16 protein-coding genes and 4 pseudogenes are annotated in these 15343 nt (G+C 47.4%); 2 read left to right on the plus strand and 18 right to left on the minus strand.

All coding sequences use genetic code 11. The annotated features are described in order from the left end of the window. Positions 1–56 precede the first annotated feature (56 nt). The 15 genes and pseudogenes from VSQ32_11430 to VSQ32_11500 form a co-directional block, all read right to left on the minus strand. Positions 57–353, minus strand: a pseudogene (locus VSQ32_11430) (phage tail tape measure protein). Between the two features lie 778 nt (positions 354–1131). Beyond that, positions 1132–1371 carry a hypothetical protein gene (locus VSQ32_11435; GenBank protein ID MEH2943456.1) on the minus strand — a complete coding sequence of 80 codons (240 nt, stop codon included), beginning with the start codon at positions 1369–1371 and terminating at the stop codon, positions 1132–1134. 54 nt (positions 1372–1425) lie between these two features. Further along, on the minus strand, positions 1426–2877 hold the full coding sequence (locus VSQ32_11440; protein MEH2943457.1) for an IS5 family transposase: 1452 nt from the start codon (positions 2875–2877) through the stop codon (positions 1426–1428). Positions 2878–3018: 141 nt separating this feature from the next. Then, positions 3019–3513, minus strand: a complete 495-nt coding sequence (locus VSQ32_11445; GenBank protein MEH2943458.1) for a hypothetical protein — start codon at positions 3511–3513, stop codon at positions 3019–3021. Positions 3514–3797: 284 nt separating this feature from the next. Next, a pseudogene (locus VSQ32_11450) lies at positions 3798–4148 on the minus strand (hypothetical protein). Positions 4149–4164: 16 nt separating this feature from the next. Then, positions 4165–4762: pseudogene (locus tag VSQ32_11455) on the minus strand (major tail protein). A 5-nt stretch (positions 4763–4767) separates the two neighbouring features. Then, positions 4768–5085 carry a hypothetical protein gene (locus VSQ32_11460; GenBank protein MEH2943459.1) on the minus strand — a complete coding sequence of 106 codons (318 nt, stop codon included), beginning with the start codon at positions 5083–5085 and terminating at the stop codon, positions 4768–4770. Then, positions 5082–5435 (minus strand): HK97 gp10 family phage protein, encoded by a 354-nt coding sequence (locus tag VSQ32_11465; GenBank protein ID MEH2943460.1) that lies wholly within the window; start codon positions 5433–5435, stop codon positions 5082–5084. Before VSQ32_11465 ends, VSQ32_11460 begins: the two co-directional genes overlap by 4 nt. Before the next feature lie 37 nt (positions 5436–5472). Next, positions 5473–5853 carry a phage head closure protein gene (locus VSQ32_11470; protein ID MEH2943461.1) on the minus strand — a complete coding sequence of 127 codons (381 nt, stop codon included), beginning with the start codon at positions 5851–5853 and terminating at the stop codon, positions 5473–5475. A 7-nt stretch (positions 5854–5860) separates the two neighbouring features. Continuing rightward, positions 5861–6118, minus strand: a pseudogene (locus VSQ32_11475) (head-tail connector protein). A 17-nt stretch (positions 6119–6135) separates the two neighbouring features. Next, positions 6136–7268, minus strand: a protein-coding gene (locus VSQ32_11480; GenBank protein MEH2943462.1) for an IS3 family transposase whose coding sequence is annotated in 2 segments (ribosomal slippage) — positions 6136–6995 and positions 6995–7268 — 1134 coding nt in all. Because the reading frame shifts where the segments join, the coding sequence is not laid out codon by codon here. Positions 7269–7299: 31 nt separating this feature from the next. Next, positions 7300–7422: a hypothetical protein gene (locus tag VSQ32_11485; protein MEH2943463.1), complete on the minus strand. Its 123-nt coding sequence runs from the start codon at positions 7420–7422 to the stop codon at positions 7300–7302. A gap of 146 nt (positions 7423–7568) precedes the next feature. Next, entirely contained in the window at positions 7569–8237 is a 669-nt protein-coding gene (locus VSQ32_11490) for an IS630 family transposase (protein MEH2943464.1), read from the minus strand. After that, positions 8207–8716 (minus strand): helix-turn-helix domain-containing protein, encoded by a 510-nt coding sequence (locus VSQ32_11495; GenBank protein MEH2943465.1) that lies wholly within the window; start codon positions 8714–8716, stop codon positions 8207–8209. Before VSQ32_11495 ends, VSQ32_11490 begins: the two co-directional genes overlap by 31 nt. 490 nt (positions 8717–9206) lie before the next feature. Beyond that, on the minus strand, positions 9207–9347 hold the full coding sequence (locus VSQ32_11500; protein MEH2943466.1) for a hypothetical protein: 141 nt from the start codon (positions 9345–9347) through the stop codon (positions 9207–9209). Between the two features lie 545 nt (positions 9348–9892). Between VSQ32_11500 and VSQ32_11505 the strand changes: the two genes are divergently transcribed. Both VSQ32_11505 and VSQ32_11510 read left to right on the plus strand, forming a co-directional pair. Next, complete coding sequence (locus tag VSQ32_11505; GenBank protein ID MEH2943467.1) at positions 9893–10252, plus strand: helix-turn-helix transcriptional regulator; 360 nt, start codon at positions 9893–9895, stop codon at positions 10250–10252. Beyond that, positions 10242–11306: a DNA cytosine methyltransferase gene (locus VSQ32_11510; protein ID MEH2943468.1), complete on the plus strand. Its 1065-nt coding sequence runs from the start codon at positions 10242–10244 to the stop codon at positions 11304–11306. Before VSQ32_11505 ends, VSQ32_11510 begins: the two co-directional genes overlap by 11 nt. 36 nt (positions 11307–11342) lie before the next feature. On the opposite strand, the gene VSQ32_11515 is transcribed toward VSQ32_11510, so the two are convergent. Genes VSQ32_11515 through VSQ32_11525 form a run of 3 tightly spaced genes read right to left on the minus strand, consistent with a single transcriptional unit; the run spans position 11343 to position 15318 of the window. Continuing rightward, positions 11343–12299, minus strand: a complete 957-nt coding sequence (locus tag VSQ32_11515; GenBank protein MEH2943469.1) for a restriction endonuclease PLD domain-containing protein — start codon at positions 12297–12299, stop codon at positions 11343–11345. Positions 12300–12329: 30 nt separating this feature from the next. Then, positions 12330–14183 (minus strand): Z1 domain-containing protein, encoded by a 1854-nt coding sequence (locus tag VSQ32_11520; GenBank protein MEH2943470.1) that lies wholly within the window; start codon positions 14181–14183, stop codon positions 12330–12332. Continuing rightward, a complete protein-coding gene (locus VSQ32_11525) occupies positions 14170–15318 on the minus strand; it encodes a restriction endonuclease PLD domain-containing protein (GenBank protein MEH2943471.1) in 1149 nt (382 codons plus the stop codon). The genes VSQ32_11520 and VSQ32_11525 overlap by 14 nt, the downstream gene beginning before the upstream one ends. Between the last annotated feature and the right edge of the window lie 25 nt (positions 15319–15343).

Raw genomic sequence — 15343 nt, forward strand, 5'->3', positions numbered from 1 at the left:
ACCGCCTGCCTCTCCAAGTCCCGCAGGGCCTGCTCCGTCTCCACAATCTCCCTCTACAGGGCATCATACTGGCTCTGGGAAATCTCCCCCTTCGCCAGAGCCTCATTCGCCTGCTGCCCCGCCAGCCTCAATGCCTCCAGCTTCTCCCTGGTCTCCCCCACAGCCTGGGCCAGAAGCCGCTGCTTCTGCGCCATCAGCTCCCCATTGCCTGGGTCCAGCTTCAACAGCTTGTTCACGTCCTTCAACTGCGCCTGCGTGTCCCGGATCTCCTTATTCACCTTTGAAAGAGCCGTGGAGAGCTTCGTAGTATCCCCGCCAATCTCCACCGTAATCCCCTGAATCCTGGATGCCACAACCCTCACCCGCCTTTCTCCAACGAAAAAAGGAGCCACCACGGCTCCCGTAAAAATGTAATCGAGTAGGAGGGGGTGACTAACCCCCGTCCTCTCACACCACCGCTCATGCGGTTCCGCAAGCGGCGGTTCGGTTGTTCAAAGATGTGCCTATGCCTTGCACTATCTATTCCTAACTCTAAGCGTTCTTATCATTTACTCTCGGTTTCCAACCTACCCTCAAATAAGTAACCTCTTTCGAGCAACTGCTATCTTCAAGTATCAGATAAATAGCGTCTGTCTTATCCCAACCGTCAAGTCCTTTCCTCCACCTACTTTCATAGACTTCTTCGGTACTACGACTTGAACTGACTTCTGTATGTTCAGCCATGCCTTACAGCATGGGTTACTAAGGAGTAAATATGGTATCACTCTGCAAAGCGTACCATACAGACCTCCCCAGTTAAGGTGTGTAATCTTTCCCTCCACCTATCTGCCACATTTACCCAGTATACCTTCGGATAGTTATAGGGCTTCAGTTTGTTTGGCAACCTTACCCGATATACCAAGCCTTATATGTGATTTCTGTCCGTCAGACCAGAGGTTTGCCATCCGGCTTCCTTCAGATTCCACCTCGCGATGGGCACCCTTGCCATTGGCTGTAAGTTTCCCACTATCAGGGCACTTTACGGACTTACACCGATTAGATTACGCCCATGCTGGGCGAACCAAAAAAAGACACCTGCTGTTATAGCAAGTGCCTATGTATATATCTTTTCATCTCGAAAATATTATCTGATTATAAATTTATCTTCTTTGCTAATTCTTTTATCTTTAAAACGTCTTTACGAATTTCATCATATTCCGTCTTTCCTTTTATAAATACAAAATGTGGAACTCTCGTCTTTCCTGGAGCAACACGATATATGCTCATCATTGCATAATTATCTGTTAAGATCATAGCTAATGTATTATAATTTTGGTTTAAATACACTGAAAGCGTATGATTCTTATTACATCTTTTGTTTAAATCTTTCATATGATACTCTATTAAATTTTTAATTTTATTTTTATAATAATTAGTGTCTGCTGATTAAGTAGCTATCTGCAACTTCCAACTCTTACATCTGCTCCGGTCATGCCAGAATCGGAACAGATGCAAAAGAGCGCAAAGTATTCGCCTCTGAATCCTGAACAGATTCGTCACGAATACAGATAATGCAATAGAAGTCAGCTGCGTTTCTTCCAGTTTTGTGGTAATGCAGCTCATACCATAGCAGCGTTTGCTCAGGCTGAAGGTGCGCTCCACTTCGATTCTATCGGTATTATCCTGATACTCTTGCTTTTTATCAACTTTTGCTGTGGCACTTGGTCTGCCCAGCTTTGGACCTGATAACCGGATCCCATGCTCCTTGCAATAACTCCTGTTTTCCCTGGTCCGATATATCTGATCTGCCAGAACACGTTCCGGATAATAACCAGTACGTTCTTTGAAACGCTCTATTGCTTCAATCAGGCAGGTACTCTCGTTGTATGCCTCAAAAGATATTTTTTCGATACGCCCGTAACCTTCGCTGTCAAGACTGAGATCAAATTTTGCACCAAATTCAACAGGTGCTTTGACCTTACCTCTGACAATCGGTCGAAGCCATGGCTGCGCAATGCTTACAATGCGATGCTCCACAGAATGGACTCTGTTATCATACATATACTGTTGCTGTTCATGCAGCTTGATGATGGTAAGATACAAGTCGATATCCTTACCTGCCATGGCGTATCCATCACTCATGAACTGTTCCAAATAGCCAAGATCTCTTTTCACATAGCCAAGCTGTCTGCGGATTGCGCTGCGGATTTTCTTTGCCGTGTGCTTTCTGCTCTTGGCAAATGCAAGATACTCTTTTCTGGCGCGTTTGCGGTATCTTCTGGGCAGCTTAAGACCATAACATTTACAAAATCGGTAAATGATGTTTTCCAGCTTCTCTCTTGCTTCGTTCAAAAGCGAGATGTCCTGCGGATAACGTATGTTTGCAGGTGCACAGGTTGCATCAAGGGTCAGCGTTCCTTTGTTTGTATCTTCTTTTGCAGTACCATCATCACCGGATTTTCCTACGGATGGAGGAGTATGGTCATCTTTGTCATCATCCTTATGGGAAAGAAGATACTCGTTTACTTCCATCAGCATCTCTGCGGAAATGCGTTTACGGAAGAGAACCAGTGTACTTGCATCAAACGGAGCTTCTTCCCGAAATCCAGGAAGCCCGATAAAGTATTGCAGATACGGATTCTCTGCGATCTGTTCTACAAGCTCACGGTCGGAATACTGGAACTTGGTCTGGATGATCAGAGCTCCTAATGCCATACGAAGAGGCTTGGCAACATTGCCCGTATCACTTGGAAACAGCTTGGCATATTTTACTTCAAACTCGTCCCATGGGATGCGGTCAGCCAGTTTGATCCAACGGTTATCCGGATTCATGTGGAGTCCCATAGGCTGGTTGAAATCGAGGAATGAATGCTGTAACTTGTCAATCGGTTTGTACATTGTTTTAGCTCCTTTATACTCAAAATCTGTAAAAAACTGCAAGAAAAACGATTTGTTTTCGTCAAAATCCTTGCAATTATTGTACCAGAAAACGGGGCAAAAGTCAGTAAAATCAAGTGTTTGCAACCTAATCAGCAGACACTAATTAGGATCTTCAATATGTCCATTTTTTCGCGTCAATGCGCTCATTATATCATTTACTTCATAATCCTGTAATATAAAGACAGTAGAATGACCTTTACCCTCTATTCGCTTTTCTAGTAATGGCATATTTGAAGATATAAACGCTTTTGCATCATTCATTACAATATATAGTTCTTTACTATCAATAAAATCCTTTTCTATTTCTTGTATTTCTAAAGGGAATTTTTCATAAATACCTTGCAGTCCATATTCCTGACAGAATTTCAATACAGAAAAATTCTGATAGGCTACTTTTTCTACATCATTAGAAGAAAACAAATCTGAAAAAAATGAAAAAATAGCCGTAGTAAGTAAAGTTATTGCCACTGTCATTATCAAATTGTAAATCATAATATCTACTGGTTTTATATAACGTTCATTAATAAGTAATACAATTACAGCAATAATTCCACATAAAAGCAAAACCAATGTTTTAGATTTGATTTTTCTCATAGCATTCACCTCAACAATTTGACTGGCAAAACTCGCTTTCTATATTTATAAGCCTTTTCCTGCCATTTACTATAGCAGAAAAAGGCCAAATTATCAATCAGAACCGATCCATATCCTCCTGCGTCCCCAGCTCACAGTACCGATACCCGTCATTCACCTGCTCCGTATACATATCATTCACCAGCCCAATAGACAAAAGCTCCATATCCGCCATAGAAATCCCAAGCTGCACACACCGAAGCAGAAACAGCGGCGTAGTCATCTCCCGCTCTGTTGGCCGAAGTTTTTTTAGCCTCCGCATCCGTCTTCACATTCAGCCCCCACAGCTTGATAAGCTCCGGCAGCACCTGATAAATCGAAAACGTATTAAACCCGTCTAGCCATTCCTCCACATCGTCCGGGATAGCCGGGTCTGCGTGCTTCGCCATCGTATAAGCGATATTCTCAAACATCTCCAAAGAAAACAGATCCAGATTGGAACGCTCCTCATCCCCCTCCCCAATGCTCTTCTCCAGAATCCGCAGGTCCTTATAAATATCCCTCTGGAACTTCAACCGGTAAATCCTCGGAATCGCCGCAGATGCCTTAAACAGCACCTCCTTCCCGTCAATCCCGACCTTCCTCAAAATACTCATACCCTTTCAGCTTCCTTCAACCCTGTCCCTCTTCCTCGACACCGCCGCCGGCCTCCGCCCTCGGAACCGGCAGATATACACTCTTATACCACCCCTCATACGTCTCCGCCGAAGTCTTATTCCCCGTCTTCGCCTTCACATACCCGCTTGCCAGCGGCCTGGCCTTCACCGTCAGCGTCTCCGTCTGCACCTCCCGGATCTCCTCATTGGTCTTCCCCTCAATCTTCGGCCTGCTGGCAGAACAATTATACAGCACATGCCGGATCTTCCTGATATCCCCGTCAAACTCAAACAGCAGCGCGAAAGCCCCCGTCTCCGAATTGGCGTTCTCCACCAGCACCTCATTCCCGTCCGCTTCCTCCTTCAAAACATCCGTCCGGAAACTCTCCGGGATCAACGCCAGCTCCAAGTCCCCGTCATACCCCATTGTTGGCAATAATATAATACTCAATCCCGTCCGCATAAAACGACTCCGGCTCCCCATTGGGGTCCAGCGCCAGCGAAACCGCCCCAGGCATCGCCACCGGCGCGTCAAACGTCATCTCCCCGTCCTCCGCCACCCTCTGCAGCGCATAATGACAATTACAGATATTAAACTTCACCTTATTATTCATCCGCCCTAAACCTCCATCTCATACAAAACCTCATACAGCCGCTCCGACTCGATCCAGACCTCACTCTTCCCATAGAAGATCCCATGCCTCAACAGCACCGCCTCTATGCCCTCCTCCAGCTCCGGGTCCTTCAAGTCCGTATACACCTCAATATCCAGCGCATTCCTCTTAAAATACGCCACCCCGTCCGCAGAAAAATTATCCGCCCTGGGATAAAGGAACACCGCAAAAGGTGGCTCCGGCGCCTCCCCTTCCACAAAATGGTCATAAGCAAAAGGAAGCCCCAGTTCCTCCATCATTTTCAGCACATCCTCATGGCTCACTTAGACAGCCCCCTTTTTATCCCCTCCTCCAGCTCCCGGACACCCTTTTCCTCCGCCGGGGCAATATGCGGGACAGCCTTCACCCGCCCGCCGCCCCGCTTCGCATGGCCCTTCTCCAGAAGATGGGTAAGCTGATACCGGTCCCTGCTATGCACCACCACCTCCAAAACATTGGAAGTCTCCCTCTGCCGCCTCACCGCCCAGCTCTTCTTATACCTCCCGGTCTTCACCGGCGCACCCGCCTTCGTCTCCCTCTTCACCGTATCCCCGGCCTTCCTCACACAGTCCTTCATCACGTCCGCGGCAAGCTCCGCATACTCCGTAAGCCCCTCCATGATGACATCCGCCATCCGGTCCACAGACACCCTCTGATCCTCCGACACCCAATCACCTCTTCACCAAAGAAGCCCGCAGCTTCAGCATCTTGTTCTGATACCGCACATTGTCAATAAACACAAGATCATAAACCTGCCCCCGAAACAAAATCCGGTAATGCTCCGTGTCCATGCCGGCCACCTCCGAACAATACCGGATAATGAAATAGACATCCCTCTGCGCGTTCACCTGCGCCGCCTCCCAATACTCCTTCCCGGAAAGACCGTTCACAAAAGCCGAACAGCAGAAATAATCCTCCCAGACCAGCACATGGTTCCCGACCTTATCATTCCCCAGAGAACTTCTCTGGATCGTGACCCGCTCCTTCCACTCCCCCAGAGGATACCCCTTCCGGAAACCTCCGCCGTCCCTGCTGCCGCTGCCCCGCTCCATTCCGCCATCAGAACACTTCCCTCCTGATACCGAACAACAGAGAGCGCAGCGTCTGTACCAGTTCCTCACGGTCCGCCTGCTCCCTGTGCTCATACAGATAAGCAGTGATATACAGAACAGCAATCCGCGCCATGGGAAGATACCTTTCCAGCTCTTCCACTTCCATCCGCGCCATATCCGCGCACATACTCTCCCCAGTCTCCAACAGCCCGGAAATAAACCCGTCCTCATCCCCGCTGTCCACCCGGAGATACCGCTTCGCCTTGGATTGTCAACATTTTTTTAGACAACTTTTTTAAGGTTGTTTTCCCTGTATTGTACCGGTGTTTGATATCCTAAAGCGGAATGTATTCTGTGATGGTTATACCAGTTCACATAATCCCATAACTTCAGTTTCAGTTCCTTCAGATCTGCAAATGTTTCATTCCATACAAATTCTGTTTTTATAATCTTAAATGTCGCTTCTGCCACCGCATTATCATAAGGGCATCCCTTATGGCTCAGGGAACGCTCTATATCAAATGCCTCCAGCAGTTCTTCGATTGTCTGGTTTTTGAATTCGTTTCCACGGTCTGTATGGAACAGGCGGATATCTGAAAGGCTTCCTTCCACACCCTGGAATGCTTCTTTTACAAGTTCTCCTGTTTTATGCTCTCCCGCACTATAACCTGTGATTTCCCGATTAAACAGGTCAACAAGTACACATATGTAATTCCACTGCGTCCCCACTCTTACATATGTTAAATCGCTTACCACAACGTTCCTGTATTCCCTTCCCTGGAATTGGCGGTTCAGAACATTTTCTGTTTTAGATTCGTTGCAGGTGGCTTTGTGTGGCTTGAATTGTGCGGTTGTGTAATTGGAAACAAGCCCTTCCTGCTTCATGATCCGTCCGATCCTGCGTCTGGATACCTGTTTCCCTGCGTCCATCAACTCCTTCTTTATTTTGCGTGTGCCGTAATTATTGCGGCTCGCCTGAAATATTTGTGTAATTTCAGATGCAAGCTCTGATTCGTCGGATTTTTGTTTTGCTTCGTAATAATAAGTGCTTCTGTTTACCTGCAGGACGCGGCACATTGCTGATACAGAGTATTTGTGGGCATTTGCCCTGATCACATTTACTTTCGTCCCAGGATCAGCGCCGCCTGTTTTAAAATATCGTTCTCCATTTTCAGCTGCTGGTTTTCCTTACGAAGTTTCAGCAGTTCTTTCTGCTCTGGGGTGCGGTTGTCCTTTTCGTGGAAAGAGCCGGAGTTTTCCGCCTGCTTTACCCATTTGTCAGACAGGGAATGGGCAATATCGTATTCCCTGCAGATATCACATCTGCGTTTGCCAGAATGGTATAAATCTACCAGCTGCTGCTTAAATTCATCTGTATACTTACGAGGTTTTCTTTTCTGTTTTGTTTCGGTCATATTGGCTGCTCCTTTGCTTATTGGTTTTATATTATATGACCTTAAAAAATCTGTCCAGTTTATTGTAACCTATCCACTGATACTCTTCCTCCGTGACCTCCATCCTCACTTCCTCGTTCCCGGACCTGATGGTAACAATCCTCTTTCCAGACATAAAGCGTTCCTTTCTTTACGCCTTCGTAAAGCCAGAAACGCCGGAAGCTCTATGCGGGACAATTCCGTAAAACCAAAAAAGGCCGGAGTAAGCTACTTAATTCCTAGTGTACTGACCTGTTGATATTTAGCATTACTACCACCTCATCAAGAGGCAGCAGTAAATACAGGGTATAAGGAACTGAGCTTTATTCTGGCATCAGTAGTCCGGAACTGCCAGTTGACCTTTGCCGCCACTGTATTCCGCTCCGTTTCCCATGCGGACAGTTCTTTGCGTAACAGTCCTGTTTCAGCGATGCGGCGGCTGAGACATTGCCTGGTCATTACATTAAGCTCTATTTCTGCAATGTCCAGCCAGCTCCCATGCTTTGGCGTATAATGTATCTCCAATTTTTTTATGATGCGTCTTGCTTCTTCAGGCGGATACCGTTTGTACAGGGAAGCTGCTTTATGTGTGTTCAGATTATCCATCACAAGGACGATCTTCTCGGCATCAGGGTACATGATGTCCACCAGATACCTGATTTCCTCTGCCCAGTCGACGGCTGTACGGTGTTCCCGGACACTCACATGGTGCATCCCTCCGAGCGGTTCCACGAAGGCAAAGATGCTGACCGTACCATTGCGGACATATTCCGAATCGGTTTTCCGGTCACTTCCGGGAATCATTGGCAAAGGCTCCCTGGACTCTCCCAAAAGCTGATATGGTTTTTCGTCCATACACACAACCGGACGATTTTCATCATAGGGGCGTTCGTAAACATCAGGGATATCCTCCATGCAGGCTATGAATTCCGGGTCTTCTTTTGACGGGATGCACCAGTAGTCGTTTTTGTGAGGTCGAAGTTTGTTTTTTTTAGGGCATTGCGGATTGCCTCCCTGCCCACAGGGGTTTCCAGAACCACTTTGGATTTTTCCTCAAGCAGACGGATTGTCCACCGGGAGTGCCCTTCTGGAACGGGGCCGCAGGCAAGTTCAATCAGCCGGGCCTCTGTACGCCCGTCAACCTTGCGCCTTGCATTATCTGAATTTATGTTCCTTTTAAATTCAGTAACTGCGTCAATGCCGCCATTGATGTATTTCGTCACAGTATTGGTGACGGTTGCCATACAGACACCATTGGACTTTGCGCTTTGTTCATGAGTTAAAACTTTTCCATGCGCCTCGTCCAGATCAAGAATAACCTGGCATCTGCTGCGGATAGTTTTTGAAGTTTCCTTCTTACGGATAACAGATTTCAACTTTCTAAATTCTTCTTCTGTGAGATGGATATTATACTTTTTAGGTCTTGCCATAGGAATCACCGCCGTTTCTTTTATTATATATCAAAACAGCTGTGGTTACCAGAATTATTTGATTAAATATCAACAGGTCAGTACACTAGCTTTACTCCGGCCATTCGGTGACTCGACACTATGCGGTCCCACTCGCTCGGTCGTAAAAATACATTCAGTTCCTCAATCCTGCACGGGCTGGCAGCACAATCCTCACAATCTTCCCGCAATGCGGACACCGCAGTTCAAAAGCAACCTCATATGCCCGGTCCCGCCTCACGTCCAGGAGCCTCCTGCCGCACAGCGGACAGACCTTCTTTTCCCCCACGCCGCCTCCTTTCCTGCCACTGCAGGGACAGCGGCACGGCATCCATGCCATAATTTTCCATGCATAATCCAAGTATTCCCCATTCCCCGCAGGATAAACACCGCCACACCAAAAAAAGACGGCCCCCGCACCCTCGCAGAAGCCGTCCGCCTATGTACCTATCTCTTCTTTTGCTTTTTCTTCTCACTCTTTGGTTCCCAGTACACCGTAACAATATGATTGCAGTTCGGGCACCTGGTCTGTGCCTCCACTGGCTTCGGGGATCTGGTGCAGATATCCATGATACGCTTTCCGCACCTTGGGCATTTCAGTCTCTCCATTCATGTCCACCTCCTCGTATACAGCCCCGGTTCCTGGCTGCCGGGGCTCTAACCTGGCGATTGTCTCATTGTCTACCTCCTGTCAAATTTCTATCAACACTTCCCCTTTAGGAAAGCCTTCTTCCTCATGTGCCTCTGTCTATCTCTTCCGTTCTATCACAAACACGTCCACATTTCCACGAAACACACCGCCGCGCCAGACAGCACGCTCTCAAAAAGCCCCTGCCTTGACTACGCAGGCCCGTGATATCCCTGCCCATCCCTCCTTCCAGCGCATAATCTATACGGACTCAATCCCGCCCAGGCCGACACGTCAAAATTACCAACCACAGCCCTTCCACATGTCCATGCTTATTTCTACTTTCTTCTGTTACACACTTTTTCCTACGTTTTATCCAGTATATCACAAAACCGTACAGATTCCATCAAATTCCGAACAATCCCTCAACATTTTATTTCATAATATTTGCTGCTCTATCGCAGCGAATTTTATATTTTTGTTGCATTTACGCAGCAGATGTGCTATACTTCCAAAATAGAGGTGATGATATGGCAGAAACGCTTGGACAATATCTGAGGGCAATAAGAGAACAAAATAAATTAAGCACAAGAGACGTGGAAAAAGAGACCGGCATAACAACTTCACAGTTAAGCCGCCTGGAATGCAGCCACACCCGCAACCCGTCTCCCATCGCTTTAAAAAAACTGGCCTTATTATATAACATAAAACTGATTGACCTATTTCAGAAAGCCGGTTATCTTGATTCCAAAGATGTAGATTCTTACATGGAATCCTGCTTCAAAGGCATTGAAAAACTAGACCAGGAAGACAAGAAACAGATACAGAGCCAAATTGACTATTTGATTTTTCAGCATGACAAAGAAAGAGAGGGCAGAAATGATTTATAGATTAGGAGAACTATTCTGCGGCCCCGGCGGGATTGCGTGGGGAGCCCTTAACGCCGATATCGGAGACGATAACTACAAGATTGTCCACCAATGGGCAAACGACTACGACAAAGACACCTGCGAAACATACCGGCATAACATCTGCCGCGACGATCCCAAAAGCGTATACCACAAAGACATCCGTGAATTTAATCTGGAAAACCTGCCGGAAATCGACGCTCTGGCTTTCGGTTTCCCATGCAATGATTACAGTGTTGTCGGTGAGCAAAAAGGCATGGACGGCGTTTTCGGCCCCTTGTATTCCTACGGTGTAAAAGTTTTAAACCTGTACAACCCTATATGGTTCGTAGCAGAAAATGTAGGCGGCCTCCGAAATGCCAATGACGGAAAAGCCTTTACCAAAATCATTGACGAACTGAAAAATGCAGGAACCCACGGCGGATACAATGTAGTTCCACATTTATATAAATTTGAGGAATACGGAATCCCCCAGGCCCGCCATAGGATTATCATAGTAGGCATCCGGAAAGATATTGATGTCACATACCATGTCCCTTCCCCGGAACCATATGCAGACATTGACAATACCTGCCGGAAAGCAATAGAAGACCCGCCTATCCCGGCAGATGCCTTTAATAACGAACTGACAAAACAGTCCAAAACCGTCATTGAACGGCTGGATCACATCCTTCCCGGCCAGAATGCCTTTACCGCAGACCTGCCCGACAAACTGAAACTGAATGTCCACGGCGCGAAAATCAGCCAGATATACAAACGCCTGGACCCTGACAAACCCGCATATACCGTCACTGGAAGCGGCGGCGGCGGAACCCATATTTACCATTGGAAAGAATCCAGAGCCCTGACAAACCGGGAACGCGCCCGCCTGCAGACCTTCCCCGATACCTATAAATTTATCGGAAGCAAAGAAAGTGTCCGAAAGCAGATCGGCATGGCCGTTCCATGTAAAGGGGCAAAAATCATATTTGAAGCCATCCTGAAAAGTTTCGCCGGCATCGAATACCCCAGCATCGAACCAAACATCAATGAATGACCTTATAGTAAAACCGGAGCTTCGGCCCCGGTTTTACTACACAGAAAAATCCATATAATACTGCTCATCATCCAGCTTATAAAACGTAACATCTGTACGTCCATACGCCTCCAGATCGCTCTTCCAAATATAAGCGCCATTCGCCAGCCCCAGCCGGTTCCTGAAATACTCCCCAAGCTGTGCATTACTAAGCGGCGTTGTAATCGCCTTATTCCCCTGCTGTTCCACCCTCAATATCAGCTGATGTCCGTCATCCGTAACCACCGTAAAATGCTGTTTGTTCAACGGGAAAAAGCCTGTCCGGACCATCGGCGCAGGAAGCGGTATGTACGCCTCATTCTTATTCCGCCTGCTTCTCTGCCCCCAGTTCAGCCCCGATTTCGTCCCCACTTCCCCATTCTCTGAAAGCAGGGAAAGCGTTATCGTTTCTATATTTTCACCCGACAAGCTGCCGACCGGCTTATTTTCCATATCCAAAACGCTGTGCGTGGGATACAGCACAACATATTCCTCAACTTCGGCATGATTGCAGAATATCGTATCATTTTCTATGCTGCAGTAATACCGGTACGCTTCCAACGCATCACACTCCACCATATATTCCCTGCGCTTTTCTCCAAATGCACTCTGCGTAAAATTTGCCGAACCCGCAAACGCCACAACCGGCTCATCCCCTTTCAGCCAGACATACACCTTCGCATGTACCGGCGCAGAATCATACACATAACTGCATTGATAATGCGCCACCTCCTGGGGCATCCGCTCCTTCTGCAGCTCCTTAAATCCCTCATGGACAGCAATACTGAGACCGTCAAAAGGAACCATCCCCACAATCAAAGAGATGTCAATAGGCCCCGATTTAAACTCCTTCAAATTCTTTATCAGCCACGAAGCCATATTCGGCGTTGCATACCCCGACAAAATGCACAGCCTGTCCGCCCCCGTGCGGAGCGGTTCAAACAATACCCTTCTCGCCAGCTCTGAATACTTCATGACACCTTCCTTTCAAACATAACAGCTCCCTTATTCACTGTCATCCATTATATCATAATAAACCATCTTATCCGGCAGTTTGATATTCGGAACCCAGATCTTCTCTCCGCCCCAGCCCTTTTCTCCTGTCATCTGGTACATCGTGAGAACAATCTTATCCGTAACAGACGCACCCAGCTGCCAGTCATTGGGAGACAGCAGCGCACCCGTCCCCTTTGCCACATTCCTGTTCCTCCTGACAATCAAAACCCCCTGGCCTGCCGGTTTTTCTGCAAGCACCATATCAATAATAGAACGGAAAACACTGACCTTAAAATCATCCTCCGACTTGATATGGGAAAGAACTTCCTGCATCAGACGAAGGCTCACCTGATAGCAGGACTGTGACTCATCAAACGCTTCCAGAAGCCGGTCAATATCAGCAATCGTATCATTCTCCGGCGAATAAGGATAATAATTTGTCCCCCCGGAAATCATGGCCAGCTTCTTATTATCCAGGACATTCTTCCTTGTCGGATTCAACCCCTCCGGATAATAAATCTTCACATCCGCCGTTCCCCTCTCCACCTGGGAGATAATAGAATTATTCGTTGCATTGATATCCGCAAACAGCTTATATAAATGCTCGTCAATAAACACCTTCATAAGCCCGGCATCCCTGTCATAGCCGAACATACGGCTGTGCTGCCACATCGTATCCGCCTGCGGCTTTTTCGCCGTCCTGGTATAATAAATCGTCTGGAGCCCCGCAAAAGTAACACCCCGCCCCAGCGTATTCCCGCCAATGATCACATTAGAGCCCGATGCATAATCATCACTTCCCACACCGGAACTTCCGTTCATGACCAGAACCTTAATTTCATCATTCTCCAGCAGTTTCTGTATAAAATCCAGAACCTCTCCAAACGGCTTTTTCTCAAACTTAACCGGATTCAGCTGTTCATACCTCTGCCTGACCTGCACAGTAAATCCCGCATCCCTGCATCTCCCCTTAAAATCTTCCAAAACCTTAAATACATCCTGCTGATACTTTCCATGCACCGCCTTCCGCACACTGGGATGAATCAAAAAGTTTGACACCCTTTTCCCCGCCGTCAGCATGATTCCCGATACCACCAGATGGTGCATTAACGCCTCTTCCAGTGGATCGCTCAAAGAATCTATATAAGAAATACACTCCCCGGCTCCTTCCGCCGGAAAGAAAAAATCTCCCCCAAGATACCCATCCCCCGGCTGAAAATAATACGCAAAATATGGATGCCACCCTGATGACATCGACTGTAACAGCAACGCCTGCGGCGTTCCCGTAACCTGCAGATAAATACTGCACGCTGACCTCGCCTTAATATCATCCAGATACCTATTTATAGAAGACTTGTTATTTCTGTTAATCATCGTATTCAAAGAAGCCGCATCTGCCTCATCGTCAATAATGAACAGCGGATTCCCCCTCATAAAGCCCGTAGAACCCAGGATATTAGACCACTGCTTCAAAGTTCTCACATTCTTCTTTAAGACAATGATAACCGGCTGCATCAGACAGTTCTCCGCAAAAATCTCCGAATCATATTCGTCACATATACAGAAACCATCCAAGTCCTCCCACACACGCTCAATCGTCTGTTGCTGGAGAATGACATTATCTGTTGTCAAAATCAAAAATACCGGAAATCCCAAATCCGCCGCCACAGAAATCACGCCAAACATCTGCCCCGTTTTTCCGGACTGCACATTTCCAAAAAGAAGCCCCACTTCATGCTCACAAAAAGAAAATTCCTCTAAATATTTCGGCGCAATGTTATCCACTGTTTTCCGGATAGAATCAGCTAACTGCTTATTCCCACGCCCCTCTATCGTCTTCAAGTATGTTTCAAGATATTTCATCTTCCGCCTCCTGCTGGTGCCTGCTCTCCGGAAGGAAGGACAGCATCCACACTTCCAGCTCCGTGCCGTCTTCCGCCTTCGTCACAATATCCGTCTTCGTCAGCGTAATCGTATCACGCCCGTATTTATTCAGCATCTTATGTGTGATAACCCCTTTCCCGTCCTGGTCACTTTCCACCCGGTTCACCGGCTCCACCAGTCCGGCCGCCACAAGGCGCCCTTTAATCCAGCGCCCCATAATCTTCAAATCATCCTTTGAATACAGATTCTTGTTATTCTGTCCGCAGGTCCAGGCCTGAAACTTCCAGCCGTCATCCGTAACCGCCATGAACGGCTGCTGATGCAGGGGATATCCCGGCAGGTCCCTGATGGACTTGCTGACCACCATCTCAATCTCCCACCACACACGCTTTCTTCCGCTCGCATAACAGACATTGATATTGGAACCCCTCATAGACTCATCGTTCTCATCCTCCGGCACCTTCAACGGAAGCTCGAAAGAAACCTCCGTCATCCTCTTCTTATAAGCGTCCACTTCCTCCGGCGTAATTTTAGAAACAAACTCCTGATCTACCAGCGCCCGGTTCACCTCACGAATCAAAGGCACATCCCGCAGGTCAGCAATATTAGCCGAACACTTCGGAAGCATAATATCCCTGACATGGGCCGAAATCTCCTGCAGTTCCTCCGGTTCCTCCGTCACTGCTGACAATTCATACTGGCGCAGATTGGATGCCTCCAGCTTGATCGCCCCCAGATTATGCGAACCAACCACGGCAGAAAACGGCTTCCCATCCTTATAAAAGACATACACCTTCCCATGATATTTAAACGCCCTCACCAGACGCACTTCACCAATCCCGCGCCCAGTCCAGTCCTCATTCAAAGCCGCCGCCACATTATATGTACCCTCCGGCATACCCTCATGATAATACATGCCGATCGTCAGACAGACCCTCTTTATCCCGGCTCCGTCAACCAGCCCCTGCAGCTCTTTTAAAGCCGCCTTCGACACATACCCCACCGCAATATCTATTTCATCCGCCTCACGCACAGCATCCATAAAATAATCTATAAAAGCCGTCTGTCCGTCTCCCAGCTTCAACGGAAGCATATTAGAATACAATAACCGCATTTTCTCTCACCATCCTCATTTGTCA

It is taken from the genome of Lachnospiraceae bacterium JLR.KK002 (assembly GCA_036941025.1).
GTDB lineage: Bacteria > Bacillota > Clostridia > Lachnospirales > Lachnospiraceae > Petralouisia.